General features: G+C 71.8%; 23 protein-coding genes. 9 read left to right on the plus strand and 14 right to left on the minus strand.

Going from position 1 to position 24,583, the window contains the following annotated elements; all coding sequences use genetic code 11:
- Nucleotides 1-55 precede the first annotated feature (55 nt).
- From ACFQS2_RS03100 to ACFQS2_RS03110, 3 genes are read left to right on the plus strand one after another with little or no spacing between them, the layout of a single operon-like run.
- Complete coding sequence (locus ACFQS2_RS03100; RefSeq protein ID WP_377015753.1) at nt 56-1,219, plus strand: NAD(P)/FAD-dependent oxidoreductase; 1,164 nt, start codon at nt 56-58, stop codon at nt 1,217-1,219.
- Nucleotides 1,212-2,603, plus strand: a complete 1,392-nt coding sequence (locus tag ACFQS2_RS03105) for a sodium/glutamate symporter (RefSeq protein ID WP_377015750.1) — start codon at nt 1,212-1,214, stop codon at nt 2,601-2,603. Before ACFQS2_RS03100 ends, ACFQS2_RS03105 begins: the two co-directional genes overlap by 8 nt.
- On the plus strand, nt 2,603-3,685 hold the full coding sequence (locus ACFQS2_RS03110) for an NAD(P)/FAD-dependent oxidoreductase (protein ID WP_377015747.1): 1,083 nt from the start codon (nt 2,603-2,605) through the stop codon (nt 3,683-3,685). The genes ACFQS2_RS03105 and ACFQS2_RS03110 overlap by 1 nt, the downstream gene beginning before the upstream one ends.
- 9 nt (nt 3,686-3,694) lie before the next feature.
- Here ACFQS2_RS03110 and ACFQS2_RS03115 read toward each other — a convergent pair whose 3' ends face one another.
- Together ACFQS2_RS03115 and ACFQS2_RS03120 are read right to left on the minus strand one after the other, a co-directional pair.
- Entirely contained in the window at nt 3,695-5,008 is a 1,314-nt protein-coding gene (locus ACFQS2_RS03115; RefSeq protein ID WP_377015744.1) for an alpha/beta fold hydrolase, read from the minus strand.
- A 106-nt stretch (nt 5,009-5,114) separates the two neighbouring features.
- Nucleotides 5,115-5,864 carry a GAP family protein gene (locus ACFQS2_RS03120; protein ID WP_377015741.1) on the minus strand — a complete coding sequence of 250 codons (750 nt, stop codon included), beginning with the start codon at nt 5,862-5,864 and terminating at the stop codon, nt 5,115-5,117.
- Nucleotides 5,865-5,966: 102 nt separating this feature from the next.
- On the opposite strand from ACFQS2_RS03120, the gene ACFQS2_RS03125 reads away from it, so the two are divergent.
- Both ACFQS2_RS03125 and ACFQS2_RS03130 read left to right on the plus strand, forming a co-directional pair.
- Nucleotides 5,967-7,268: a sensor histidine kinase gene (locus ACFQS2_RS03125; protein ID WP_377015738.1), complete on the plus strand. Its 1,302-nt coding sequence runs from the start codon at nt 5,967-5,969 to the stop codon at nt 7,266-7,268.
- Entirely contained in the window at nt 7,265-8,038 is a 774-nt protein-coding gene (locus ACFQS2_RS03130; protein ID WP_377792703.1) for a response regulator, read from the plus strand. Before ACFQS2_RS03125 ends, ACFQS2_RS03130 begins: the two co-directional genes overlap by 4 nt.
- A gap of 40 nt (nt 8,039-8,078) precedes the next feature.
- Here the strand turns inward: ACFQS2_RS03130 and ACFQS2_RS03135 are convergent, their stop codons facing one another.
- Complete coding sequence (locus ACFQS2_RS03135) at nt 8,079-8,564, minus strand: hypothetical protein (protein WP_377015732.1); 486 nt, start codon at nt 8,562-8,564, stop codon at nt 8,079-8,081.
- 134 nt (nt 8,565-8,698) lie between these two features.
- On the opposite strand from ACFQS2_RS03135, the gene ACFQS2_RS03140 reads away from it, so the two are divergent.
- Both ACFQS2_RS03140 and ACFQS2_RS03145 read left to right on the plus strand, forming a co-directional pair.
- The gene (locus ACFQS2_RS03140; protein ID WP_377792704.1) at nt 8,699-9,925 is read left to right on the plus strand and encodes a sensor histidine kinase; all 1,227 of its coding nucleotides are present in this window, start codon (nt 8,699-8,701) and stop codon (nt 9,923-9,925) included.
- Complete coding sequence (locus ACFQS2_RS03145) at nt 9,922-10,584, plus strand: response regulator (protein WP_377015726.1); 663 nt, start codon at nt 9,922-9,924, stop codon at nt 10,582-10,584. The genes ACFQS2_RS03140 and ACFQS2_RS03145 overlap by 4 nt, the downstream gene beginning before the upstream one ends.
- A gap of 27 nt (nt 10,585-10,611) precedes the next feature.
- Here ACFQS2_RS03145 and ACFQS2_RS03150 read toward each other — a convergent pair whose 3' ends face one another.
- Nucleotides 10,612-12,183: a multicopper oxidase family protein gene (locus ACFQS2_RS03150; RefSeq protein ID WP_377792705.1), complete on the minus strand. Its 1,572-nt coding sequence runs from the start codon at nt 12,181-12,183 to the stop codon at nt 10,612-10,614.
- Between the two features lie 190 nt (nt 12,184-12,373).
- Nucleotides 12,374-12,742: a VOC family protein gene (locus ACFQS2_RS03155; protein ID WP_377792706.1), complete on the minus strand. Its 369-nt coding sequence runs from the start codon at nt 12,740-12,742 to the stop codon at nt 12,374-12,376.
- A 126-nt stretch (nt 12,743-12,868) separates the two neighbouring features.
- On the opposite strand from ACFQS2_RS03155, the gene ACFQS2_RS03160 reads away from it, so the two are divergent.
- Entirely contained in the window at nt 12,869-13,579 is a 711-nt protein-coding gene (locus tag ACFQS2_RS03160) for a helix-turn-helix transcriptional regulator (protein WP_377792707.1), read from the plus strand.
- Here ACFQS2_RS03160 and ACFQS2_RS03165 read toward each other — a convergent pair.
- The 9 genes from ACFQS2_RS03165 to ACFQS2_RS03205 form a co-directional block, all read right to left on the minus strand.
- Nucleotides 13,576-14,718 carry a hypothetical protein gene (locus tag ACFQS2_RS03165; protein WP_377792708.1) on the minus strand — a complete coding sequence of 381 codons (1,143 nt, stop codon included), beginning with the start codon at nt 14,716-14,718 and terminating at the stop codon, nt 13,576-13,578. The genes ACFQS2_RS03160 and ACFQS2_RS03165 overlap by 4 nt on opposite strands.
- Before the next feature lie 82 nt (nt 14,719-14,800).
- Nucleotides 14,801-15,865, minus strand: coding sequence for an ArsA family ATPase (locus ACFQS2_RS03170; protein ID WP_377015712.1), 1,065 nt, complete (start codon nt 15,863-15,865; stop codon nt 14,801-14,803).
- Nucleotides 15,856-16,116: a cory-CC-star protein gene (locus ACFQS2_RS03175; protein WP_377015709.1), complete on the minus strand. Its 261-nt coding sequence runs from the start codon at nt 16,114-16,116 to the stop codon at nt 15,856-15,858. The genes ACFQS2_RS03170 and ACFQS2_RS03175 overlap by 10 nt, the downstream gene beginning before the upstream one ends.
- Nucleotides 16,116-17,819 carry a carbon starvation protein A gene (locus ACFQS2_RS03180; protein ID WP_377015706.1) on the minus strand — a complete coding sequence of 568 codons (1,704 nt, stop codon included), beginning with the start codon at nt 17,817-17,819 and terminating at the stop codon, nt 16,116-16,118. Before ACFQS2_RS03180 ends, ACFQS2_RS03175 begins: the two co-directional genes overlap by 1 nt.
- 279 nt (nt 17,820-18,098) lie before the next feature.
- Nucleotides 18,099-19,067 carry a YncE family protein gene (locus tag ACFQS2_RS03185; RefSeq protein WP_377792709.1) on the minus strand — a complete coding sequence of 323 codons (969 nt, stop codon included), beginning with the start codon at nt 19,065-19,067 and terminating at the stop codon, nt 18,099-18,101.
- A 248-nt stretch (nt 19,068-19,315) separates the two neighbouring features.
- The gene (locus ACFQS2_RS03190) at nt 19,316-19,822 is read right to left on the minus strand and encodes an AAA family ATPase (RefSeq protein ID WP_377792710.1); all 507 of its coding nucleotides are present in this window, start codon (nt 19,820-19,822) and stop codon (nt 19,316-19,318) included.
- Between the two features lie 7 nt (nt 19,823-19,829).
- Nucleotides 19,830-20,741: a dihydrodipicolinate synthase family protein gene (locus tag ACFQS2_RS03195; protein ID WP_377792711.1), complete on the minus strand. Its 912-nt coding sequence runs from the start codon at nt 20,739-20,741 to the stop codon at nt 19,830-19,832.
- A 94-nt stretch (nt 20,742-20,835) separates the two neighbouring features.
- Nucleotides 20,836-21,579 carry a DUF5701 family protein gene (locus tag ACFQS2_RS03200; RefSeq protein ID WP_377792712.1) on the minus strand — a complete coding sequence of 248 codons (744 nt, stop codon included), beginning with the start codon at nt 21,577-21,579 and terminating at the stop codon, nt 20,836-20,838.
- Between the two features lie 113 nt (nt 21,580-21,692).
- Complete coding sequence (locus ACFQS2_RS03205; protein ID WP_377792818.1) at nt 21,693-22,166, minus strand: DUF1990 family protein; 474 nt, start codon at nt 22,164-22,166, stop codon at nt 21,693-21,695.
- 435 nt (nt 22,167-22,601) lie between these two features.
- Here ACFQS2_RS03205 and ACFQS2_RS03210 point away from each other — a divergent pair, with 435 nt between their 5' ends.
- Nucleotides 22,602-24,548, plus strand: coding sequence for an aconitate hydratase (locus tag ACFQS2_RS03210; RefSeq protein ID WP_377015691.1), 1,947 nt, complete (start codon nt 22,602-22,604; stop codon nt 24,546-24,548).
- Nucleotides 24,549-24,583: the final 35 nt, after the last annotated feature.

A 24,583-nucleotide genomic window follows, 5' to 3' on the forward strand; every position in this document is an offset into this window, starting at 1 on the left:
GCCAAGTGAAACTATGGTTACCTGCACCACATTGATCTCCGAGGAAGAGGGTCCGTTGAGAGAAGCACAGCACGTCATCGTCGGCGCCGGGGCCCACGGGCTCGCGCTCGCCTCGCGTCTTGCTCGCCGCGGCGAGTCGGTCCTCGTCCTCGAGGCCGCCACGATCGCGGCGGGCGCCTCGGGTGGCCTGGGCAAGCGCGGGGTGCGCGCCAATCGCCGGGACATCCGCGAGCTCGAGCTCGCGCGGCTCGCCCAGGAGATCTGGCCGGGCCTCGCCGAGGATCTCGGCGGGGACACCGGGTACGTCCGCAGCGGCGGCCTGTACCTGCGCGAGGCCGAGTCCTCCGGGTTCGCCTCGAGCCTGGGCGCCTCGACCGTGCGCGCCGCCCACCAGAACTCCGCGGGGATCGCCACCGAGCTCTGGGACCAGCAGACCACTCGCTCGCAGCTCCCGACCGTCACCGAGGACGTGCTCGGGGCGAGCTACTGCCCGCACGACGGTGTTGCGAGCCACGAGGCAACCACCCACCTCTATGCCCAGGACGCGATCCGCCACGGCGCCGAGATCCTCGAGGCCTCCCCCGTGCACTCGGTCCGACGGGATGAGGCCGGCCGAGCCGTCGGCCTCCTCCTGGAGGACGGGACAACTGTCACCGCCGGCAGCTCGGTCACGCTGGCCGCGAACGCCGGGACGAACGGCCTCCTCTCCCGCTCTCAGCTCGACGAGCTCCCTCTCTGGCCGGTCTATCCCCAGGCCGTGCTGGCCAAGGCCGCCCACCCCACGCAGATCCGCTACCTGGTGGCACACGACGGGCGGCCGCTCTCGGTGAAGATCCTCGAGGATGACGTGGTCATGCTCAGCGGTGGATGGCGCGGAGTCCGCTCCGAGGAGACGGGTCGCGGCACCGTGGTCCCGGCCAACGTCGAGGGCAACCTCGCGCAGCTGGCCCGCACCTTCCCGGGACTCGGCGAGCTCTCTCTGCTCGAGGCCGACGCCTCCCGTGCCGAGACGGCCTCGCTGGACGGCATCCCCGTCATCGACACCGCCCCGGAGGCCCCGAATCTGTTCATCGCTGCCGGGTGGAGCGGGCACGGATGGGCGCTGGTGCCCGCCGTCGCAGCCCTGCTCGACCAGTGGCTGGACAGCGGGCAGAAGCCGGCCGAGCTCTCCCCGTTCAGCTGGACACGGTTCTCCCGGAAGGAACCCACCCATGTTTGATGTCGTCCCTCTGAGCTCGGAGCAGCTCGAATCGCTGATGCTCTCGATCGGCTTCCTCGGGGTCCTGCTCCTGGTCGGCGTCCTCCTGCGGCTGCTGATCCCGGCGCTGCGACGGTTCTTCATCCCCGCTGCGCTGATCGGTGGGCTGATCGGCATCGCCGCGGGCCCGTTCGCGCTCGGCCTCGTCTCCGAGGCAATGAACGAGACCTGGTCGGCCATGGGCGGCATCCTGATCGCCTTCGTGTTCGCGCCGATGCTGATGGGCTCCAAGCTGCCCAGCATCAAGGAGGCAGCGGGCGTCGCCGCACCCCACGTGCTCTACAGCTACCTCAGCACGCTGGCGCTGGTGGGCGCCTCCGCCCTGATGTGCGTCCTGCTGCTCACGCCCGTGTTCGGCACCCATCCGCTGGCGGCATCGCTGCTGGAGATCAGCTGGCCCGGCGGTCATGGCACGGCCGCGGGCATGGCTCCCGTCTTCGAGCAGTTCGGATGGCAGGACGGCAGCTCGCTGGCGCTGGGCCTTGCCACGTTCGGTCTCATCTTCGGGATCTTCGGAGGCATGGTGCTGCTGAACATCGCCTCCCGCCGGGGGCAGCTGCGCACCTCGGCGCCGGGCGGTGACCAGGCGGGCCGGGAGGACCTCCTGGTCGACGGCGACGGCGAGGTGCAGTCGGTCAGCCGTCTGCACAAGGCCTCCCTGGACAATCTGGCCTTCCACTTCAGCCTGATCATGGTCGCGATCCTGATCGGGTGGGCGCTCAAGGCGCTCATCGACCTGGTGTTCACCGGGGTGCCGCTGTTCCCCCTGGCGATGATCGGCGGGCTGCTGGTGCAGCTGGTCATCCAGCGCACGGCGCTGTCGCGGATCGTCGACCGGCGCACGTTCAACCAGATCGCCGGGATCGCGTTGGACTTCCTGGTCGTGGCGGCCGTGGCCTCCATCCAGCTGCCCGTCCTGCTCGAGAACCTCGCCGCGATCGTGGTGCTGACGGTGGTGGCGATCGTGATCAGCGTCGTCATGTTCTACGTCGTCGGGCCCCGCCTCTTCCGCACCGACTGGGTCGAGAACAGCATCGTCAATTTCGGCGCCATGACCGGCGTCTCCTCCGTCGGCCTCATGCTGCTGCGGGCAGCTGATCCCGGGCTGCGCACCAAGGCCGGTGAAGGGTTCGCCCTGCGCGCACCCTTCTCGAGCCCATTCGTGGGCGGCGGCCTGGTCACGGCGCTGGTCCCCGTGGTGATCGTGCAGTTCGGGAACCTGGCCGTGGGGCTGGGATGCGTGGCGCTGTGCGCCGCGCTGCTGTTGGTCGCGAAGCTGACCGGGCTGTGGCGCGCTCCCGCGGGCGCAGTGCGGACCGCCGGTTCGCAGGCAACGGCGGTCTGATGCGCATCGTCGTCATCGGTGCGGGGGTGATCGGCCTGTCGATCGCCGACGCCCTCGCGCGCCGCGGCGTACGGGACTTGGTGGTGCTCGAGGCCGGGGATCACCCGTTCGAGGCGGCCAGCGGACGAGGGCTGGGCTGGGTCAATGCCAGCAACAAGACGCCGCGGGAGTACTTCGCGCTGAACGCCGCAGGTCTGCGCGCGCACCGTGACCGCTCCGCCCGGTCCCCGAGCCCGTGGTTCACCGAGAGCGGCACCCTGACGACGGGGCACTACCGGCAGGGATTCGCCGAGAGAACGCGGCACCTCGAGCAGTGGGGATACCCGTTGCACCGGACCCGGCTGCACGAGGTGTTCCGTGACCGGGGCCTGGCCCTTCCGCACGTCGCCGATGAGGAAGCCGTCCTCTACCCCGAGGAAGGATGGCTCGACCCCGCGCTCTATGTGCGCCATTGCCTCTCCGGGCTCGGGGCCGGCACGGTCCGGACGAGCTCGCCCGTGCGCTCCATCGCGCACGAGGCCGACGGATACACCGTGGTCACCGACCGCGAGCGCCTGCACGCCGACGCGGTCGTCAATGCCGCCGGACTCGGCGCGCCGGCGGTGGCCGCGATGCTGGGCAGGACGCTCCCGCTCACCTCACGGCCCGGGCTGGTGGTCCGAGTACGCACCGGCGACCCGGTCACCCCGTTGGTGGTGATGCATGAACTGCTCGACATCCGACCGACCGGCGGCACGACGTACCTCCTCCACAGCGATGCGGTCGATGCCCACCTTGGCCAGGCCGACGGCACCGCCGCCCCACCAGCTGACGCGGTGGAGGAGCTGCTGGGGCGGGCTTCAGCCTTCCACTCCGGGTTCGACGGGGCGGACCTGGTGGCGGCCCGCGTCGGTGTGCGCCCCCTCCCCCGCGACGGGATGCCGATCCTGGGTGGCATGGCCGAGCTGCCCGGGTACTACGAGGCCGTGATGCACAGCGGCATCACACTGGGCCCGGCGATCGGCGATCTGCTCGCAGAGTGCATTCTGGAGCGGTCGATCGCACCGGATGCGCCGGCGATGTTCCACGCCTCGAGGTACTGACCGCCCTCCTCAGGCGGCGCGGCGTCCGTCGGCGAGGTCGAGCAGGTGGTCGAGCACCCGGTCGCCGCCGGCGCGCAGGCCGTTGTGCTCGTACTCGCTGGTGACCCAGGTGCGCAGGCCGGGCAGCAGCTCGGCCGTGGCCAGGGAGTACCGGCGGGGCACGTAGGCGTCCTCGAAGTAGATCGCCGCGGCGCCCGGCACGTCGGCCGCCCGCAGGGCGGCCTCGTCGTAGAGCCGGGGCCATTCGTGCTCGGCCAGCAGGTCGGCGGCCTCCGCCCAGGGGGCGAGCTCGGGATCCTCGTCGAACAGGTCGCGGTGGATGTGCTCGCCGGCCAGCAGCGTCGCATCCTCCCGCACCTCCTGGGGCATCATGCGGTCCCCGGCCCAGCGGGTGGCGGTGCCGTCGGCCCAGCAGGATTCGTGGATCACGGCGTACAGCGGATTGCGGCCGCCGAAGGGCAGCGCCGAGGCGAGGTCGTGCGCGAAGGCGGGCGAGGCCGGATCGAGGTCGAGGAGATAGTGCAGCTTCTCCTGGCCCTGGGAGGCGCCCAGCAGGTGGCCGAGCCGGCGCAGGCGCTCGATGCCGACGCGCTGCCCGTCGGGAAGGCGCAGATGCCCGTCGGCGGCGAGATCGGCGAGGCGGCGGAAGCGGTCCCGGTCGCCGGGGAAGCGGGCCCAGTACCGCTCGCTGCGGGCGTTCATGCCCTGCCAGGTGGTGGCGTAGGCGGCGTCCATGTCCGGCCCGACAGAGGGCAGGCCGCCGGTGAACAGGGCCTTGTCGACGGAGCCGGCATGGGCGCTGAGGTAGCGCAGGGTGGTGAACCCGCCGAAGGACTGGCCCAGCAGCGACCATTTCTCGGCGCCCAGATGCTCGCGCAGCAGCTCGGCGTCGCGGGCGATCGCGTCGGCCCGGAAGTGGGTGAGGTAGGCGGCCTGCTGGGAGGCGGTGGCCTCGCGCAGGGTGGCGGCGCCCGCGATGGCACCCTCAGGCAGAGCGGTGTCGAGCCCGACGGGGGTGGAACGGCCGGTGCCGCGCTGGTCGAGCATGACCACGCGGTGCTCGCGCAGGGCGCGGGCCAGCCAGGGCGGGTTCTCGGCGCCGAGCGGGCGCGGGGCCTCGGCGCCCGGGCCGCCCTGGAGGAAGACGAGATAGGGCTTCTTCTGCCCGTCGGGCTCCGAGATGATCCGCGCGAACAGCTCCAGGCGCGGCGAGCCGGTCTCGGCGTGGTCCAGCGGGACCGGCAGGGTGATGTCGCGCAGCTCCAGACCGGGCAGGGTCCAGGTGGTGCTCATGTCGTCGGTCGTCAACAGCGGTCTCGGCATCTGCCCAGAGTATCGGCGAGCGCAGTGTCGGCGCCGGTGGTACCGCCACGGCGGCGCCGCTGCTGGTGCCGTGCTGGCAGTGCCGGTGCCGGTGCCGGTGCCGGTGTCAGGAGATCTGCCCGCCGGTCAGCAGCTCCAGCGCCGGACCGAGGGTGTTCAGCGCGATGATGGCGCCGACGATGCCGACGGTCCACGAGAAGGCGCCGGCCGCGCTCTTGACCGACCAGCTGTGGACCCGCTCGAGCACGGCGTCCCCGCGCGCCCCGAGGGCCGCGCGCACTCCGCTCAAGAGGATGCCGGGCACGATCATTACCGCGCAGTAGCCGACCAGCACCAGCGAGCCGGTGCCCAGGCCGATGCCCATGTCGGCGATGATGCCCATCGCCGCGAGGTACGGGATCATCGAGGCCGCTTCGATGACTCCGGCCAGAAGAGCCAGGCCGACCAGCGTCGCGGGCCGGCCCGAGGCACGGCGCGCGCGCTCGGTCCACTTCCGCGCCGAGGCCTCCGGATCCCCGCCGCGCTTGGCGATGGACTTGGGGTCCAGGCGGAAGGACCAGATCACCAGCGCCACGCCGAGCGCGGCGAGCAGCACGGTCACCGGTGGCGCGGCCAGCAGGTGCCCGAAGGTCTCCATCAGCGGCAGCAGCCCGGCTAGCAGTGCGATGCCGAGGAGCAGGTAGAACACGGCGATCACCACGAGGTAGAGCAGGGTGCGGCCGGCTACGCGGAGCGCCCCGCCCTCCGCGACGACCAGCAGGATCACCGGGATCACCAGGGTGCCCATCGAGGTGGAGTCCACGAGGGCGAGCAGGAGCAGGCCGAGCGGTCCGGCAGTGTCGACGAGCGATTCCATGCCGTCGATCCTGCCGGGCGGTGCCGCTGCGGTCCTCCTCCGAAGGTGCCGACCGCGCGCGCAGGGGAGGTGGCGTGCGCCACGGCGTCGTAACCTCGGAACATGTCCACTCCCCCGGCGCCGGTGGCGGCCGACCCCTCGCCCGAGGACCTCGGTCGCCTCGGCTCGGAGCGCCGGGACCTGCTGATCGCCGGCGGGTATGCGGCGCTGGTGCTGCTGCTGGCGGCCTCCGGGGCGAGCAACTCCGGTTTCGTCGAGGCCGACGGACGGTGGCCGCTGTGGCTCTCGGTGACGCTGATGCTGGCCGGCTGCGCGAGCATGATCTGGCGGCGTCGCCGTCCGGTGGTGACCCTGGCCGTGGCCGGCCCGCTCGCGGTGCTGGAGATCGTCGTCGGTGGGCAGATCTCGGCGTACTTCCTGCTGTTCGAGGCGCTGTTCGACCCGGTGATGCACGGCAGCCGCCGCCTGGCTCGCGCGACCACCGCCCTCGCGGTCGCGGCCGGCGCGATCGCGCTGATCACCACCGTCGTGATCAACGGCGTCGGGCCGATCCTGCTGGTGGTGCTGATGGTGACGGTGCTCGTGGTGACCACTCCGCTGCTGTGGGGCTGGGAGGTGCGCCACCATCGCGGGGCCCGGGAGGCGGCAGAGAGTCTCGCCGGGCTCGAACGCGAGCTCGCAGCCACCCGCGCCGTCCATGCCGTCGAGACGGAGCGCCGCCAGATCGCCCACGACCTGCACGACGTCATCGCGGGGCATCTCAGCGCGGTCTCTCTGCACACGAATCTGGCCGCCTCCCTCGAGGACGAGCAGGCGCGTGGACGCTCGCTGGTCACGGCCCGGGAATCGGCGCACGCGGCGCTGCGCGATCTGCGCTCGATCATTGGGGTGCTCTCGAGCGAGGAATCCGGCGCCCTGCCCACCGCCACGCTGGACTGGCCCTCGCTCGAAGCGCGGCTGCGAGGCCGGGACCCCGCGGCGCGCGTGGAGATCGACCCCGCCGCCACGGACCCGGCGCGCGTGGACCCGTCGGTGCAGGCCGCTCTGCTGCGCATCGCCGCAGAGGCCGTCACCAATGCGGTCCAGCACGGTCGGGCGCCGAGCTCGTTGGTGGTCCGCGCGGAAGCCGACGCCGTGACGCTCGAGCTGGTCAACGGCCTCGCGGTGCAGTCGGAGCCCGGTGCCGGCGTGGGGCGCGGAGCGATCACCCACCGTGCCACTGCCGTGGGCGGCACCGCCGTGTCCGAGCCGATGGCCTCCGATGCCGGCGAGCCGGAGACGTGGCGGGTCCATGCGTGTCTGCCCGTCGGCCGCACCGAGGTCTCCTCGCGAGCCGCCCAGCCCGCCCACGCCGGTCCGCACCGGCCCACCGTCTCCCTCGAGGATCAGGAGCGCACCTCATGAGTGAACCCATCCGTCTGCTCGTCGCCGACGACCACCCCGCGGTGCGCTCCGGGCTGGTCGCGCTGCTGAACTCGGCGCCCGACGTCACCGTGGTCGCCGAGGCCTCCGACGGCACCGGGGCGCTGGCCGCGGCCCGCGAGCACCGGCCCGACGTCGTGCTGACCGATGTCCGCATGCCCGGCGCGACCGGTATCGAGATCACGCCGCGCCTCCGGGAGACGGGTGCGAACGTGCTGGTGATCTCGGGATTCGACCTCGATGAGTACGTGCTCGGTGCGCTCGCCGCGGGGGCCGACGGCTATCTGGTCAAGACCGAGGACCCGGAGCGGATCCTCGCCGCGGTGCGCGACGTCCACCGGGGTGACGCCGTGCTGTCCGCGGCGGCGACCAAGGCGGTGGTGGGGGCGCTGCGGGGGCGCGCACTGCCGTCCCGGCACGAGGCGACAGCCACGCCGGCCGCCGGTGCGGGCCGCGTAGCCATGGACCGGGGCACCACCGATGCCGGGGCCGCCGAGGCACCCGGACCCGGGCCCGGCTCCCGCTCGGGGATCGCAGATGCGACCGCACAGGCCGCTCCCACCCCGCCGCTGACCCGCCGCGAGGAGGACGTCCTCGCGCTCGTCGCCCAGGGCATGTCCAACCAGCAGATCGCCAGCGACCTGTTCGTCGAGATCACCACCGTGAAGTCCCACCTGTCCCACGCGCTGGCCAAGCTGCAGCTGGACTCGCGGGTCCAGGCGGCACTGTGGTGGCAGCAGAACCGCGGCTGAGGGCACTGCGTCGCGTCGCGCTCTCACCCGGCACGCGACCTCACGCGGCGCGGCGGACCCCGCGCAGGATGAGCCGGACCAGCTCAGCGACGAGGCCCGAGAGCACGCCGACGATGAGCCCGGTGAACAGGCTCGAGAAGACCGCGACCAGGCGGAACACGATGGCCTGGGCCGTCGGATCGAGACCGGAGAGGTTCCCGCCCAGCGACGGGCCGCCGTCGGGGAACGAGGCGCCCCAGAAGATCTGGTGTCCGATCGCGAGGAGCACGCCGTAGCAGGCGCCGATCGCCAGCAGCGTCAGGAACGGGCGGGGCACCCTCGCGGCGATCGCGACGGCGATCCACACGATCACGGGCACGAACACCAGCAGCATGTTCGCCAGCGTGCCGGGGTGGAGCACGCCGAGGTCGTGCAGGATCACGCGCGGAACACCGAGCAGGGCGAGGCCGAGGATCGCGAGGATCGACAGTCCCAGCGGGCCCCGAGAGGTGCGGACAGGAGCGGAGGACGCGGTCTGGTTCGTCATGCCCGGAACACTAGGAATCGGCTGGCCATCTCCACATCCGTCGGCCGTCGCGAGCCGGGTACGCCGCCCGCCGACACCGCGATGTCGCCTCGCGGCCGACGCCGACGTCGCCAGGCCCGGCTTACGCTGTCACCGTGACCACGCCCTCCACCTCCCGCCTGAACGCCCCGACGGGGCCGGCGCGCGGACTGGGCGGCCGGCCGCTGGACATCATCCTGGCGCTCGCGGTGACCGGGGTGCTGGTCGCGATCATCTCCGCGGGCGTCGGCGGGGACACCGAGTCCGATGCCGTCACCTACCTGTGGGCCGCCGGCCTGGGCGCGGTGATGCTGGTGCGTCGCCGCTACCCGGTCCTCGTCCTCGCCGTCTCGGTGCTGGGCCTGTTCGCCTACTACTCCTTCGGCTACCCGGCCATCGGGGTCGCGGTGCCGGTCGCCGCGGCCCTGTTCTCCGCCGCCGAGGCCGGCCGCCTGCGCTGGGCGGTCGGCGCCGCGCTGCTCGTGGTCGGCGCCAGCGTGTTCTTCCGCCTCGCCGAGGGCGAGGCCGCCTCCCTGGTGATCGGGTACGAGCTGGCCGGCCACGTGCTGCTGATGGCGGCCGCGATCGCCCTCGGTGACGGGCTCCGCTCGCGCCGCCGCCTGGTGGCCGATGCCCGCCGCATCATCGCCCTGACCGCCGAGGACGAACGCCGACGCACCGCCGAGAGTGCCCGCATCGAACGCGAGGCGATCGCCCGCGACCTGCACGACGCGCTCGGTCACCGCACGACCGTCATCTCGTTGCACGCCGACGTGGCCCGCGAGGCGCTCGATCGAGGAGACCGGGCCGCCGCCGACGCGGCGCTGGGGATCATCACCGACTCCTCCCAGGCGGTGCTCTCGGAGCTGCGACGCACTGTGCGACTGTTGCGGGCCCCGGACGAGGCGCACGCGCCGGCAGAGTCTCTCTCCGCCGTGCTCGAGAGCCTGCCGACGCTGCTCGTGCCCGGCACGGAGCTGTCGACGGCGGTCCAGCTCGATGCCCCACTGCCCGGACCGGTCGACGCGGCGGCCGCCCGGATCGTGCAGGAGTCGGCTGTCAACGTCGTCCGTCATTCTCGCGCAAGCAGGGTGGAGGTGACGGCGCGCGTCGTCGAGGGCGTGCTTGAGCTGTCGGTGGTCGACAACGGCGACGCAGGGGCGAAGGCGTCGGCCGTCTCCCAGACGGCGCCCACGGGGACGCCGGCATCGCACGGGTCGGGCATCGTGGGCATGCGCGAGCGCGCCGAAGCCCTCGGCGGGCACCTCACCGCGGGCGCCGAGAACGGCGGATTCGCCGTCCGCGCGGTGCTGCCGCTCGCTCGCGACGAGGAGACGCGATGATCCGCGTGCTGCTGGCTGACGACCAGGATCTGGTGCGCGCAGGTCTGCGCGCCCTTCTCGAGGGGGCCACTGGCCTCAGTGTGGTGGCTGAGGCCCGCTCCGGCCGAGAGGCCGTCGAGCTGACCCGACGGCACCATCCCGACGTGGTGCTCATGGATATCCGGATGCCCGATACCGACGGCATCGCCGCCACCGCCGAGATCACGGCCGACGGGGACCTGGATGCAGTGCGGGTGCTGATCCTCACGACGTTCGACGACGAGGCCGAGATCCTCGCCGCCGTCCGGGCGGGCGCGGCCGGATACCTGCTCAAGGACACCCCCGCCGGCGACCTGCGTGACGGCGTGCGGACGGTCGCGGCCGGGGAGAACCTGCTCTCGCCGCGCATCACCCGACAGGTCATGGCGCAGCTGGCATCCTCGGCCGTCCCACAGGCACCGGATCCGCGCCTGGCGCGCCTGACCGAGCGTGAGCTCGCCGTGCTGCGCCGTATCGCCCATGGCGAGACGAACGCAGAGATCGCTCGCCGCCTGTTCGTCTCCCCCGCCACGGCCCGCACCTACGTCAGCCGTATTCTCACCAAGCTCGACGCCCGCGACCGCACCGAGCTGGCCGTCATCGCGCACCGCTCCGGGCTCTACTCCGAGGACGAGGCCTGACGACCGACGAGAAGCAATGACCGCAGGTCAGGACACCTCGAAGTTGGCCATCATCATCATGTCCTCGTGCTCGAGGTTGTGGCAGTGGACGACGAACTTCCCGGTGAACTGCTCGAAGCGCACCAGGATCTCTGCCTCCCCGCCGCTGCCGAGATTGACGGTGTCCTTCCACCCGCTGTTGTAAGGGCCCGGATCGTCCCCGCCGCCCGTGCTGAGCACCTGGAACGGTGAGAGGTGGACGTGGAAGGGGTGGGCGAGGTTCAGCGCGCGGATCCGCCACAGCTCCACCTCGCCCAGCTGCGGGGCCGCCTCGATGCGGTCGGGGTCGAAGGGTTCGCCGTTGATGGTCCACAGGGTCATGCCCTCGTGCTCGGCGCCGCCGCGCTGGAAGACGAACTCCCGCTCGACGGTGACCTCGTCGCGGGAGAGCGGCGTGATCTCGGAGAGCGTCTCGGGGATCCGCGCCTCCTCCGGGCCTTCGCGGGCGACGACGAAGCGCATCACCTGGCCGGTGCCGTCCTGACCCAGCCGGTTCACGAGCGTCACCTCGTCCCCCACCGAGTATGCGGAGAAGTCGACCACCACGTCGAACCGTTCGGCCTGCGCGATCTCGATCGACTCGTGCGCGACGGGCGCGGCCAGCAGGCCTCCGTCGCTGCCGATCTGGACGAACGATGCCCCGTCGGCCGGCGGCGGATCCAGGGCGAGCTCGTACCGTCGGGCGTTCGAGGCGTTCAGCAGCCGGAAGCGGTACATCGTGTTCGTGACTTCCAGGATGGGCCACGCGGCGCCGTTGACCAGGATGCAGTCGCCGAGCACGCCGCTGAGGTATTCCTCCTCGACCCCGGGATGCTCCTGCAGCGTGGGGTCGATCGAGGGGTAGAGGAACGAGCCGTCCTCGGCGAAGCTGCGGTCGACGATCATCAGCGGGATCTCCCGCTCCCCCGCCGGCAGACCGAGCGCGTCCTCCTCGTCGTCGCGGATCAGGTGGAAGCCGGCCAGGCCGCGGTGGACCTGCGGCCCGGTGAAGTCCATCCGGTGGTCGTGGTACCACAGCGTCATCGCGCGCTGCCGGAGCGGGTAGACGTACTCGCGGCTCGACCCGGGCTCGACGAAGTCGGTGGGGTAGCCGTCGTGCTCGGCCGGCGTGACGCCGCCATGCAGGTGCACGACGGTCGGCACGTCCAGCTCGTTGTGGTGGGTCACGACGGTCTCCCGGCCCCGCCGGGTCTCCAGGGTGGGGCCCGGGAAGATGCCGTCATAGCCCCACACCTCGGTGGTGACCTCCGGCAGGATCTGCGCCTGGCCCACCTTCTGGGTGAGCTCGTAGCGGTCCGCGTCGCCGTCGGTGCTGACCGGTTCCAGCACGGGCGGGATCGGCAGGGGTGCGGTGAAGGGCTCCGGCAACCGGGCTGCGCTCTCGATCACGACGCCGGCGCTGCCCTGGGCGCTCTGGTTGCCGGCGAGGAGCCCGCCCGGCAGCAGCCCGCCTCCCGAGCAGCCGGCGAGGGCAGGAAGGGCGAGGCCGGTGCTGGTCAGAGCGCCGAGGCGCAGGGCGTCGCGGCGCGAGGGTCGCTGTGGTGACGTTCCTGTCTGCATACCGTCGGACGCTACGGAGCCGGGTACCGGTCCGTCGTCGGCCTCCCGTCGCGGCCCGGGTCGCTCGCGGGCGACGTCCGGTGTCGACGGGAGGCGACGGGACGGGCCGGGCCGGGCCGGGCCGGGCCGGGCCGGGCCGGGCCGGGCCGGGCCGGGACAACGGGACATCGGTGCCGGGCCGGCGGGCCCGTCAGTCCACCGGCGCGACGCGGATGCGGTTCCCGTCGGGGTCGGCGACGACGAAGGTACGGCCGAAGACGGCCTCGTGCGGGGGCTCGAGCACGGTGACGCCGAGACCGGTCCATGCCCGGTACTGCTCCTCGATGACCGCGGGCCCGCCGGGCAGGCACAGGGTCACCTCGCTGGTGCGCACCGGATCTCCGTCCAGCGCGTCGCCGTGGCCACTCCACAGGGCCAGGTCCACCCCGTCGGCCAGGGAGAAGGTGGCGAAGCCGGGGCTGGGGAAGAAGCTCGGCTCGAGGTCGAAGAGCTGTCGGTAGAAGTCGACGGTCCGGGCGACGTCGCCGACGAAGACGATGAACATGTTCGGGCTGGTCATGGTGATGTTCTCCTCTCGGATCGGGGCTTGGTGCCTCCAGGATCGGGCGGCCGCGCGACAGCCGTGTGTCGGTGTTTCGACGCGAACTTTCTCCGTGGGCCCGGCCGCGCTCCCTACTCTGTGAGGATGCGCCGCAGTGAACGCCACCACGCCCTGCTCGACGTGCTGCGGGCCAACGCCGAACGCCCCGTCTCGGTGCCGCGGCTGGCCGCGAGATTCGGGGTGAGCACCCGGACGATCGAGCGGGATGTCCGCGCACTGCAGGAGGCCGGCGTCCCGATCTACGCCGAGCCCGGGCGGCGCGGCGGGTGCGCGATCCGGCGGGACTACTCCCTGCCGCCGCTGGCCTTCACGCCGCAGGAGGCGACGGCGGTCGTCGCCGGGCTCAGCGTCATGATGGGCTCGCCCTTCGCAGGAGATTCGCGCCGGGCGATGGACAAGGTCCTGGCCGCTCTGCCGCCCGAGCGTCGGGAGATGGTCCGGGACCTCGCCGGCCGGGTGGCGAGCATGGCCCCGGAGGGCAGGGCCGCCGAGAACGTCGACGCGGCGATCCGTGACGTGCTGGTCCGGCCGCGCGTGCTCGAGCTCGAGTACGTCTCGCACCTCAGCGGCGAGCGCACCCAGCGGCACGTCGAGCCGCTGGGACTGATCACCGTGCGCGGCGCCTGGATCCTGGTGGGCTGGTGCCGGCTGCGCGAGGCAGTGCGCGGCTTCCGCACCGACTGCATCGCGCGGATCGAGAAGACCGACGAGATCCCGCCGCAGCGCACCCCGGATCCGCTCGATGCCGATCTCTCGCGCTGGGAGTTCCTCGGCTTCGAGCGGGACTCGAGCTAGTAGATGACGCCCCCGGGCGCACCGTTCTGCGCGAACCCCTGATGCAGAGTGAGGACGGCTGAGAGCGCATCCGGTGCCGCTGCCGACTCACCGCCGACAGCCGTCGGCACGAAGTCGCAGGTCACGACGCTGCCCTCACGCTCGATGCTGTCGGGGGCAGGGAGCAGCCCTTCCCGTTCCGTGCGCTCCGCCGCCTCCTGGAGGGCCTCGACGACCAGGTGCGCGCCCGTCGAGGCGTGGACCGCGACCCGCGTCCGCTGCGGATTCTCGCGGTCGCCGGTCAGCCACGAGGCGCACAGCAACGAAGTCATCTCGGCCGCGTCCGCCCCGCGGATCGGCCGGGCTCCCAGCGGCACCGAGACGATGTGCGCGTCAGGGAGGCTGAGCTCGTCGGTCTCGAGGGCGTCGATCAGCGCGTCGAGCTTCTCGATCTCACCGGTCAAGCCGGTGCCCGTGCGGAGCTCCGGCGCCTCGTCCAGCGTGGTGAACACGAGATCCCCGTCGTCGGTCGGGACGACCCGCCGCACCGAGGAGAGCCATCCCTCCGGAGGCGGAACGGTCAGCGCCTCGCCCTCGGGCTCGGCGTCCTGCTCGTCCTCGAGCTGGGCAGTGATCCCCTCGGTCACGCCCTCTGCATCGGTCCAGATGGTCAGCTCGCGCAGGGTGTCCTCGGGCCCGCCCGCCAGGACGCCCCCGCCGTCGGAGGCCTCCATGGCGCTGACCTCGGTGAGGAACGTCCGGATCGACACGGGCACCTCTCGGGCCCGCTCCACGCTCATCAGCCGGGCGTGCTCGTAGCTGTCGCTCTCCTCGTCCAGCTGCTGGAGGACCACGGGGTTGGCGAGGGACAGCATGGCCAGTTGCATGTTCTCCTCGGCGGAGGCGAGTGCGTCGACGGTCGCCGCCGGCCGCACGATCTGGACGACGAAGTCCACGCCCTGCTCCACCGGAGTCTCCACACGCAGCGAGGCGGGGTCCACGACGTCGAGGGCCGCGGCCAGGTCCAGCCCGTCCTGACCGGCCTGGGAGCCACGACCCCCGGTACCAGGGAGGCCGGGGACGGCGGAACAGGCCGACAGCGCGAGGACCCCGAGGGTCCCGCCGGTGAGGAGCGCAGCGCGACGCGTGGGGATGTGCACCGCACCAGTATGGCGAGACGGCGACGAGCCCCGGCGGGCCTGTTCGGGTGCCGGGAAGGTCAGGCACAGGGCCGTCAGCACATCACAGCAGCCGCGCGAACCGCTCCAGCGCGGCGACGCCGACGACGTCCTCCTCCCCCAGCGGGATCTCCTGCAGCGGCACCTCCGGCAGCGCGGAGCGGAGGGTGGCCAGATGCTCCTCCTCCAGTGCCCGGCGGCGCTCCAGGAAGTCCCCGCGGCCTGCCGGGGAGCGCTTGTTGACCACGAGTGCGCCGACGTCGACGCCGGTGCGGGTCAGCTCCTCGTGCAGCTCGATGGTCTCGAGCACCGGCAGACGCTCGGCGGCCAGCACGATCGCGAAGGAGGTGGTCTCGGCGTCGGTGAGAACCTCCCGGAGGCCAGCGAGGCGATCGCGGCGGCGCAGCAGGATGGAGCGGATCTCCTCGTCGCGCTCCGCGACGGGGTCGCGCGGGGCGGCACTGCCGAGGATCTTCGAGCCGTGCCCGTCCAGGCCCCGCAGCGCCGCGCCCAGCTTCTCGGACTTCTCCCGGCGGCTCAGCAGCCCGTCGGTCCAGGCCGTCATGACCTCCGGCAGCGTCATCAGTCGGGCGGTATGACCGGAGGGGGCGGTGTCGACGACGACCAGGTCGAAGTCCTGCATCCCGGTCTCGACCAGCTCGGTGATCCGCTCCAGCACAGCGGCCTCGTGGGTGCCCGGGGAGCGGCGGGAGAGGCCCATGTGCTTGTCGACCTCGCCGGCGAGGTGCTCGGGCATCAGCCGCTTCAGGGTGCTGCCCACCTCGGCCAGGTGCTGATCCGTGGTGGCGTCGGGGTCGATCTCGATGCCGGCGAGCAAGCCGCCGCTGGTGCCATCTCCAGCGGCGGGACCGGCGCCGACACGCGGGCCACCGTCGCCATCCATCGCAGCCGCGGCACCTCCGTCCCCGTCCAGCGGGGTGATGCGATCGCCGATCCTCTGATCCCAGAGGTGGCCGAGGTTGTGGGCCGGGTCGGTGGAGACCACCAGCACCCGCCGGCCCTCCCGCGCGGCGGCGAGCGCGAGCGCGGAGGCGACGGTGGTCTTGCCGACGCCGCCCTTGCCGCCCAGGAACAGCACGCGCCGCTGGGCGGCAAGGCTCAGCAGCATCGGAAATCCTCCAGCGGGGAGCGCTCCATGCCCATGCGGCGGTGCCAGTCGTGGAAGCTGTCGTAGAGCACCGGCAGCAGCTCCGCGGTGTAATACGAGACGGGGTTCGGCACCCCCAGCATCTCGCTCATCACCAGCATGCGGAACAGGTCGTCCTGGTCGCGCCGGGCACGGGCGAAGGTGCGGCGGTACGGGGCGACGTAGAACTCGCGCAGTCCGTCGCTGAATGCCCGCCAGCGGGAGCGCGCCATCAGCGTGCGCGGCCCTCGTCGGCGGTCGTCGCGGCCGGCTCGTCCAGTTCCGGCTCCTGCCGGCGCGCACGGTTCAGGGCGATGGCGGATTCGACGATCACCCACACCGCCGCGATCAGGATGACGATGTCCATGATCAGCAGCAGCCAGTTGCCCTCGGCGAGGAACCCGCCGAGCTGGATCAGCAGGGCGTAGACGCTGACGAAGAGGACGAACAGCAGCGGGATCATCACCGGCAGCACGGGGCGGCGCTTGCGGGTGAGCATCACGGCCAGGATCGCCAGGGTCAGCCCGGCCAGCAGCTGGTTGGTGGTGCCGAACAGCGGCCAGATCAGCATGCCGCCGGACCCGTCGGCCCCCGCGCCGAAGGCGAGTGCCAGGCACACCACGAGCACGACGAGGGTCGCCGAGAGCGTGCCGAGTTTGAGGCCGACGATCTGGCCCATCTCCTGGACCACGAAGCGCTGCAGTCGCACGCCCGTATCCATGGTGGTCGCCGCGAACAGCACGGCCATGGTGGCCAGGATCGTGGCCGACAGCGACGTCGGCAGGCCCAGGCCGGCGTTGAGGATCGCGCCGCCGCCGTCGACGAACGCGACGACGCCGCCCTCGTTGAACGCCGAGTAGACCGATTCCCAGTCGGCGAGCGTGCGGAAGCCCGCAGTGGTGGCGATGATCGCGCCGAGCGCCAGCAGCCCCTCGCCGACGGCGCCGAAGTAGCCGACGAAGCGGGCGTCGGTCTCCTTGTCCAGCTGCTTGGAGGAGGTGCCGGAGGAGACGATGCCGTGGAAGCCGGAGATGGCGCCGCAGGCGATGGTCACGAACAGCAGCGGCATCACCCCGGGCGTGCCCTCGGGCACGCTGGTGTTGAACGAGGGCGCGACGATCTCGGGCCGGAAGATCAGCACCGAGCCGTACAGCAGTCCCAGTCCGATGAACAGCTGCAGGCCGTTGATGTAGTCGCGCGGCTGCAGCAGCACCCACACCGGCAGGGTCGACGCGATGGCGGCGTAGACGAACAGCACCAGGATCCAGAACGCCTCGGCGGACATTCCCAGCACCGTCTCCGGCAGGGCGACGGGGAACCGGTCGCCGACCAGGATCAGGGCGTACAGGGCGGCCACGCCCACCACGGAGACCACCGGCAGGCTCCACTTCAGCCGGTAGATGGCCTGACCGATCAGCACCGCGACCACCAGCGCGCCCCAGACGGGGATCACCGCCGTCGGGGTCGAGACGAACAGCCCGGAGATCACCACGGCGAAGGCGGCGTTGACCATGAGCAGCAGCAGGAAGATGACCACCAGGAACAGCCGGCTGCCGCGGGCGCCGATGTAGCGGGCCGAGAGCGTGCCGATGGACTGGCCGCGGTTGCGCACCGAGGCCCACAGCGCGCCGAGGTCGTGCATGCCGGCGAAGAAGACGGTGCCGAGCGTGACCCACAGGAACGCGGGCAGCCAGCCCCAGATCACGGCGACCGCGGGGCCGACGATGGGCGCGGCCCCGGCGACGGAGGTGAAGTGGTGCCCCCAGAGCACGAACTTGTTGGTGGGCACGAAGTCCACGCCGTCGCGCAGCTCATGGGCGGGGGTGCGGAAGGCCGCGTCGAGCTTGTAGACGCGACCGGAGAGGAAGCGGGAGTACAGCACGTACCCCGCGACCATCATGGCGATGCCGACGACGGCGAGGATCAGCGAGTTCACTGGGGGAAGCCTTCCTGTCATGTGCGGTACGCGCGCCGGTGGGCGTCCACGATCAGGGGCCGACGGCCGCCGTGGGCGGCGTGGCTCCGTCCGCGTCCCCATCGCGCGCGTTGGCACACACGGTAGCCGACGACGGGGGCGCTGTCGGCACCGCTCCGGGTGCGCTCTCGCCGCCGCACGGCGGCATTCCCGGTGCCGTCCGGCGGCGATGTCGTCGCGGTCCGCTGCGATCCGATCTCGCCGTCGCCCCGCTGCGCATCCGGACGGTCGCGCCGGACGTCAGATCAACGCGGTCACGTCGGGCTCGGAGCCGGTGGAGATGGTGCCGGTGACGGTGAAGGCGTCGAGGTCGAGGATCGCGACCGTGTCGGCATCCAGCAGGGTCACGAACGCCGTCGGCTCCGAGGGGTGGAAGGAGATCCCGGCCGGCGTCCCGTCGAAACCGATGGAGGTCTCCTCGGCGAGATCCGCGTCGTAGCGGGTGACGGTGCGGTTCTCGATGTCCGTGGTCAGCAGCTTGTCCTGGCCGGGGATCACGTAGACGCGCAGCGGGTCGCCGGGGACGTCGGCCCGCTGCTTCTCCTTCATCGTCCGCGCATCGAGCCGCACGAGTGCCTTGTCCTCGCGGGCGCCGACGTAGAGGTGCTTCTCGTCCTGGCTGAGGGCGCAGCTCTCCGGGAGCAGCCCCGGGGAGGCGATCACCGGGGCGACGGAGGCGTCGTGCGGGTCGACCAGACTCACGGTGTGCGACAGCAGCCCGGTGACGTAGGCGCGGGTGCCCTCGCGGTTGAGCGTGACCATGTGGGTCTTGATGCCGCCGGTGTGCACGGCGGCCGACGGGGCCTCGGCCTCCGCGGGATCGTCGATCCGTACCAGCACGGCCTTCTCCTCGCTGAGGACGTAGAGCCGGTCCTGCTCGTCGATCGCGATGCCGTGGAGGCGGTTGAACGGGCTGAGGTCGATCGTCCGCACCAGCTCGCGGGCGTCGAGATCGATGACGAACACGCTGGTACCGCCGCTGCCGACATCACCGGACATCCGCACCCCGTAGTGGCCGACGTAGGCGTACTTCGAGGCGCTGTCGATGACCATCTCGTGCGGGTACTCCCCCAGCTCGATCCGCTCGAGCAGGGTCCCGTCGGCGGCGTCGTGGAAGGCGACGGCATGGCCGCTCTTCTCGACCACGACCAGAGTGCCCTCGAGGTCTCCGCCGCTGGGGGTGTTCTCGGCGCCTGCCGGGGAGGTCATCACGGTCGGGGCCGCTCCTGCTGCGAGGAGTCCGCCGCCCACGGCGCGGAATACGGTCCGTCGGGTCACCATGTCGCTCTGCCCCTTCGCTCGTCCACTCGGGACGCTCGGTTCGTTCCGGAATGCTCGGTTCGCTGCGCAGGGCACGGTGGACGCCGCTGCGCGACCGCGAAACACGGTAGACGCGGGGCGAGGTCGGTTCAACGACGTGACGGCTCCGGTCCGCGGTGGCGTCCACCGCGAGCCGGCTACCGCACTGTGCGGGTTCCGCACCGCCGGAGGATGTCGTCCACGACGTCTGCCACTGGCGCGGTGGCGTCGATCGGGATGGCGCCGGCCGGTACGTCCTCGTGGTTGCGGTGCCATTGCTCGATGCGGGATCGCTCGGTCGGCTTTCCTCCGCCCCACTCCTCATCCGGCCGCGCATCCAGCCGCCGGGTGAGCGTGGCGAGGTCGACCCGCAGCACGAACACCTCGTCGAAGAGGTCCTGGAACTGCGGGAGATTCCTCGAGCCGCCGCAGAAGAAGGTGGCGGGCGCCGACTGATCGCCCGCGAGCTGCCTGACCTTCCGGGCGTCCCATATGTGGTGCTCGTGGAGCTGGGTCTCGGTCGGCTCACCAGTCTCGGGGTCACCCTGGTAGGCCAGCTCCCGATCCCCGTGGATCACGTGGTGGCCGCGTCGCTGGAGCTCCTCGGCGACGGTGGTCTTGCCGGTGCCCGAGAGCCCTTCGATCAGGTAGTTCTTCGTGCCCATGCGGCTGTCACTCCCTCAGATCAAGCGTGTCGACGGCCTCTCGCACGCGAGAACGGTGCTCCTCGGTGAGGCCGCGCAGCGGGCGCGGCAGGGAGGGTGCGGCGACCAGTCCGAGGTGCTCGGCGATCGCGGCCGCGACGCGCAGGCTCCCGAAGTCGGCGATCAGGTCCCACAGAGGGCGCAGTCGCTCCGAGTCGGCCAGCGAGCGCTCTGCCCGGGACGTGCCGTCGGCTCGGGCCGCGAGTGCGCTGCGAGCGACGCCGGCCATGGTGCGAGGGAGGGTGCCGCCGAGGGACGAGAACCAGGCGTCGCATCCGGCCAGCAATCCCGTTGCCGCGAACCCGTCACCGGAGATCCCGAGCTTCACGTGGCCGGGAACGACGGCACGGATCGCCTGCACGCGCTCACGCACCTCGGCGACGGTCCCCGCCGTCGGTGGGATCTTGATCGCCTCCACCTGGGGCAGCCGGGCGATGTGGGCGTAGAGCTCGAGGGAGAAGGTGAAGTGCGTGGTGCCGGGGTTGTCATAGACGACCAGCGGGACCGAGAGCTCGGCGGTCACGTCCTCGTAGAGCCCGGCCACGTCGTCCTCGGTAAGCGGCTGGTAGCTCATCGGGGCCAGCAGCACGGCGGATGCCCCCGCCTCCTGGGCGTCGGCGGCGAGAGCCCTGACCCATGAGGTGCGCAGCGCTCCGATGCCGACGATCACCGGCACCTCGCCGGCGTGCTCGACGGTGGCAGCGGCGACCGCTCGCCGCTCGCTGCGGTCGAGGTAGGCGTAGGAACCTGTCGACCCCAGCGCGCCGATCGAGTCCACGCCCGCCTCGACCATGCGAGCGACCAGGCGTGCATACGCGCCCATGTCCACGTCGTCGTGCCGGAACGGGGTGAGGGGAAAGGCGCTGAGACCGGTGAGCATGCGCCCGAACGTACAGCGCCCGGTTCCGCCCCTCTACAGGTTTCTCAGCACCCGTTTCTCAGGGCCCGGCTGTCAGAGCCTGGCGGTGCGACGCTCAGCGCACGGCGGCACGACCGGCGGCGGAGGCGATTCCGAGCCACGTGTGGCGGTTGCCCCACCAGCACCAGCCGAGCTTCGGAGCGTCCTTCCGCTCGCGCCCGTCGCGTCCGGTCCCGTTGCTGATCCACAGCGCCGGGGTGCGGGAGGCGAACTTTCCGCTCTTCGTCGTCAGCCGGGATCCGATGGTCATGAAGCAGTGGTTGCGCTCCAGGACGCCCGGCTGCTGGAGGACCCAGTGCAGGCCCTCCGTCAGCAGCAGCGGGCTGCGACCGGGACCCGTGATCTCCGGGAGGCTCTCCTCGGGGGTGCGGTTGGCGAAAGTGTCGCCGCGGTCGATCCCCTCGACGACGTACACCGGGGTCGACGGGACGTCGATGCCGACGGGTGCGAACTCGTCCACATCGGTCATGTCCTCGACGACGAAGCCGGGCTTGTCGGCCCGTCGCATCAGCGGGGCCAGGGCCGACGGCGGCGCCAGGTCGGGGCGGATCGCCAGCAGCGCATCGGTGCGGGCGCTCCCCCAGGCCTCAGCTGCCTTGTGCAGGACATGCTCGGTGAGTCCGGCGCGGGCATGGACGTCGAGGTCGATCAGGCGCTGGGCCTGGTCGGCGAGGCTCGGCAGGGACGCGGCGGTGGGGGCGGCGTTCGTCGGCAGGGCGGCGTCGGGCTGCGTGATGGCGTCTCCTCGGGCAGGGGCGGCAGTGCCGGGATGGTGTGGTGCGCGGCGTGACGAGGGCACGTCGGCCGCAAGCACCTCAACGTGGCGGAAGCGTGCCTCATTCCCTGGCGCGAGAAGACGTCGCCTGATTCCTCGCGGGATAGGACGTCATCTGTCCCCTCCCGGGCACACCGTCACCTGCCGGACAGCGCGCGAAGGTAACGGCTGGTGATGCGTTCCTGGACGAGCCGGGCCAGCGGCGCACAGATCCGCGAATACCATCGAGCCGGCCGTGAGACCGCTTCGATGCGGAAGGTGACGGTGCCGTCGTGCGCCCGGCAGACGGTGAACTCCTCGATCCCGGATTCGGGGTGGCCCTCGAGCGTCCCGTAGCGGAATCCGCGGCGGTCCGGCTCGTCGATCACCGTGAGCACCGTGCACGGGGCCGAGATCGCGAACGGCCCGATGCCGAGGCGCAGCTCCACCAGGGTGCCCTCGCGCGCCGGGACGTCCGATGCTGTGACGCGCAGGCCGGCGCGCTCGTGGACGCGCCAGGCGAGCAGGTCCGCAGCGGCCTGCTCGAAGCTGATGCTGCGCACGCGTACGTCGCGCTCAAGCCGGGCAAAGCCCCGTGGTGCGCTCTCGATATCCCGGGGAGCAGTAGTCAGTAGGGGTCCCGGGACCGTGAACTGGTGCTCCTGACGGCTCGTTGTCCGACGGAGCGCATCCCGATCGCTCGCTTCCCGACGGTCCGCTCTCCGACCGTTCACTGTCCGACGAGCGGTGATACCCCGACACCTCCAGCGCAGATCGGCAGGAGTTTGCCTGCCTGCGGCCAGATTACCGCCGCACGAATCCGGCACTGCCCTGTACCCCGGGCGCTCGGGCAGTGGCGCTGCGAGCCCCGGCGCCACCAGTCAGGCTGACTGCGATTCCCCGGTGACCGCTCCCACGCGTCTGACCGTTCCCCTCGCATCGCGCCCGTCGGGAGCCGCTGCCGCCCGCCCGGTCGAACCCTGGGCAGCCCGCCCGGATCCGGCCTAGGCTGGAAGAAGGTCCGCCGACGGACCGGGGCGGGCCGCGATCCCAGGAGGAACAGCGCCATGGCACTGAACGTCGCACAGAAGCTCATCGACTCTCACCTGCTCGAAGGGGACCTGGCGCCCGGCTCCGAGGTCGGCCTCAAGGTCGACCAGACCCTCACCCAGGACGCCACCGGCACCATGGTGATGATGGAGTTGGAGGCGATGGGCCTCGATCGGGTGCGCACGGAGCTGTCGGTCCAGTACGTCGACCACAACCTGCTGCAGACCGACGAGAAGAACCCCGACGACCACCTCTTCCTGCAGTCCGCCGCGCAGCGCTTCGGGCTGTGGTTCTCCAAGCCCGGCAACGGCGTCTCCCACCCCGTCCACCAGGCCCACTTCGGCCGGCCCGGCACCATCCTCATCGGCTCGGACTCCCACACCTGCGCCGCGGGCGCCCTGGGCATGCTCGCCATCGGCGTGGGCGGCCTGGAGGCGGCGATGGCGATGGCCGGCCAGCCGCTGTACGTCGGCGTCCCGGAGATCTGGGGCGTGGAGCTGACCGGGACCCTGCCGGACTGGGTCTCGGCCAAGGATGTGGTGCTGGAGATGCTGCGCCGCCACGGGGTCAGCGGCGGCGTCGGCCGGATCATCGAGTACCACGGCTCCGGGCTCGCGCAGCTGAGCGCCATGGACCGCCACGTGATCGCGAACATGGGCGCCGAGCTCGGCGCCACCGCGACCGTCTTCCCCGCCGACGACGCCGTGCGCGACTACCTGCGGGCCGTCGGCCGCGAGAACGAGTTCCAGCGCATCGAGGCAGACGAGGGCGCGAGCTACGACCACACAGAGCACATCGACCTGGCCACCCTCGAGCCGCTGATCGCCAAACCCTCCTCCCCCGGCAACGTGGTGCCGGTCGCCGAGGTCGCCGGAGAGGACGTCTCGCAGGTCGTGGTCGGCTCGTCGGCCAACCCGGGGCTGCGCGACTTCGCCGTGGTCGCCCAGATCCTCGATGGCCGCCAGGCGCACCCGGGCGTCTCGGTCGACATCAACCCCACCTCCCGCGAGGTCCTCGCCGACCTCATCTCCGGAGGCTGGCTGGCCGCGCTGGTCTCGGCCGGCGCTCGCATCCACCAGTCCGGCTGCATGGGCTGCATCGGCATGGGCCAGGCGCCCGCCAGCGGCCGCAACTCGCTGCGCACGATGCCGCGCAACTTCCCGGGCCGCTCGGGCACGGAGGAGGACGCAGTGTGGCTGTGCTCGCCGGAGACCGCCGCGGCCGCCGCGCTGACCGGGAAGATCACCGATCCGCGCACGCTGGTCGACTCCCACACGATCGTCTACCCGCGGCCGACGATGCCCGAGCGCTACAGCGTCATCGACGACATGCTCACCCCGCCGCTGCCGCCCGAGGAGGCGGCGAAGGTGGAGCTGGTCAAGGGCCCCAACATCTCCGCGCTGCCGGACGCCGAGCCCATCGAGGACCACCTCGACGTGCCGGTGCTGCTGGCGATGGGGGACGACGTCTCGACCGACGAGATCATGCCGGCCGGGTCCAAGGCCCTCCCCTACCGCAGCAACATCCCCAAGATCTCCGAGTTCGCCTTCACCCGCATCGATCCCGACTACCCCGCCAAGGCCCAGCAGACCCCCGGCGGGCACGTGGTGGTGGCGGGCAAGAACTACGGGCAGGGCTCCTCCCGCGAGCACGCGGTGATCGCTCCGCAGTACCTGGGGCTGCGCGTGGTGATCGCGGAGTCCTTCGCACGGATCCACTGGCAGAACCTCGCCAACTTCGGGATCCTCGCCCTGGAGTTCGTCGACCCCTCCGACCGCGAGCAGATCAGCGTCGGGGACCAGGCGGTGCTCGAGGGCATCCACGACGCACTGCAGGCCGGCCACGACCTCACCGCCACCATCGGCGGCCGCGAGGTGCGCCTGCGCCACCGGCTCTCGGACCGGCAGGTGGAGATGATCCTGGCCGGCGGACGCATCCCGCTGGCGGCGCGCGAGGTCAGCTGAGGCGACCGGGTCCCGCGTGCTCACGCGCCCCGCGC

This window comes from Brachybacterium sp. GCM10030267 (assembly GCF_042666875.1).
Classification (GTDB): Bacteria; Actinomycetota; Actinomycetes; order Actinomycetales; family Dermabacteraceae; genus Brachybacterium.

Bases quoted from the DNA above. Each gene is read 5' to 3' on its own strand.
- ACFQS2_RS03105 (WP_377015750.1), top strand. From the start codon at position 1,212: ATGTTTGATGTCGTCCCTCTGAGCTCGGAGCAGCTCGAATCGCTGATG.
- ACFQS2_RS03170 (WP_377015712.1), bottom strand. From the start codon at position 15,865: ATGCTGCTGAGCCTTGCCGCCCAGCGGCGCGTGCTGTTCCTGGGCGGC.
- ACFQS2_RS03210 (WP_377015691.1), top strand. From the start codon at position 22,602: ATGGCACTGAACGTCGCACAGAAGCTCATCGACTCTCACCTGCTCGAA.
- ACFQS2_RS03125 (WP_377015738.1), top strand. From the start codon at position 5,967: ATGTCCACTCCCCCGGCGCCGGTGGCGGCCGACCCCTCGCCCGAGGAC.
- ACFQS2_RS03115 (WP_377015744.1), bottom strand. From the start codon at position 5,008: ATGCCGAGACCGCTGTTGACGACCGACGACATGAGCACCACCTGGACC.
- ACFQS2_RS03135 (WP_377015732.1), bottom strand. From the start codon at position 8,564: ATGACGAACCAGACCGCGTCCTCCGCTCCTGTCCGCACCTCTCGGGGC.
- ACFQS2_RS03120 (WP_377015741.1), bottom strand. From the start codon at position 5,864: ATGGAATCGCTCGTCGACACTGCCGGACCGCTCGGCCTGCTCCTGCTC.
- ACFQS2_RS03130 (WP_377792703.1), top strand. From the start codon at position 7,265: ATGAGTGAACCCATCCGTCTGCTCGTCGCCGACGACCACCCCGCGGTG.
- ACFQS2_RS03195 (WP_377792711.1), bottom strand. From the start codon at position 20,741: ATGCTCACCGGTCTCAGCGCCTTTCCCCTCACCCCGTTCCGGCACGAC.
- ACFQS2_RS03185 (WP_377792709.1), bottom strand. From the start codon at position 19,067: ATGACCTCCCCGGCAGGCGCCGAGAACACCCCCAGCGGCGGAGACCTC.
- ACFQS2_RS03190 (WP_377792710.1), bottom strand. From the start codon at position 19,822: ATGGGCACGAAGAACTACCTGATCGAAGGGCTCTCGGGCACCGGCAAG.
- ACFQS2_RS03160 (WP_377792707.1), top strand. From the start codon at position 12,869: ATGCGCCGCAGTGAACGCCACCACGCCCTGCTCGACGTGCTGCGGGCC.
- ACFQS2_RS03155 (WP_377792706.1), bottom strand. From the start codon at position 12,742: ATGACCAGCCCGAACATGTTCATCGTCTTCGTCGGCGACGTCGCCCGG.
- ACFQS2_RS03110 (WP_377015747.1), top strand. From the start codon at position 2,603: ATGCGCATCGTCGTCATCGGTGCGGGGGTGATCGGCCTGTCGATCGCC.
- ACFQS2_RS03150 (WP_377792705.1), bottom strand. From the start codon at position 12,183: ATGCAGACAGGAACGTCACCACAGCGACCCTCGCGCCGCGACGCCCTG.
- ACFQS2_RS03145 (WP_377015726.1), top strand. From the start codon at position 9,922: ATGATCCGCGTGCTGCTGGCTGACGACCAGGATCTGGTGCGCGCAGGT.
- ACFQS2_RS03175 (WP_377015709.1), bottom strand. From the start codon at position 16,116: ATGGCGCGCTCCCGCTGGCGGGCATTCAGCGACGGACTGCGCGAGTTC.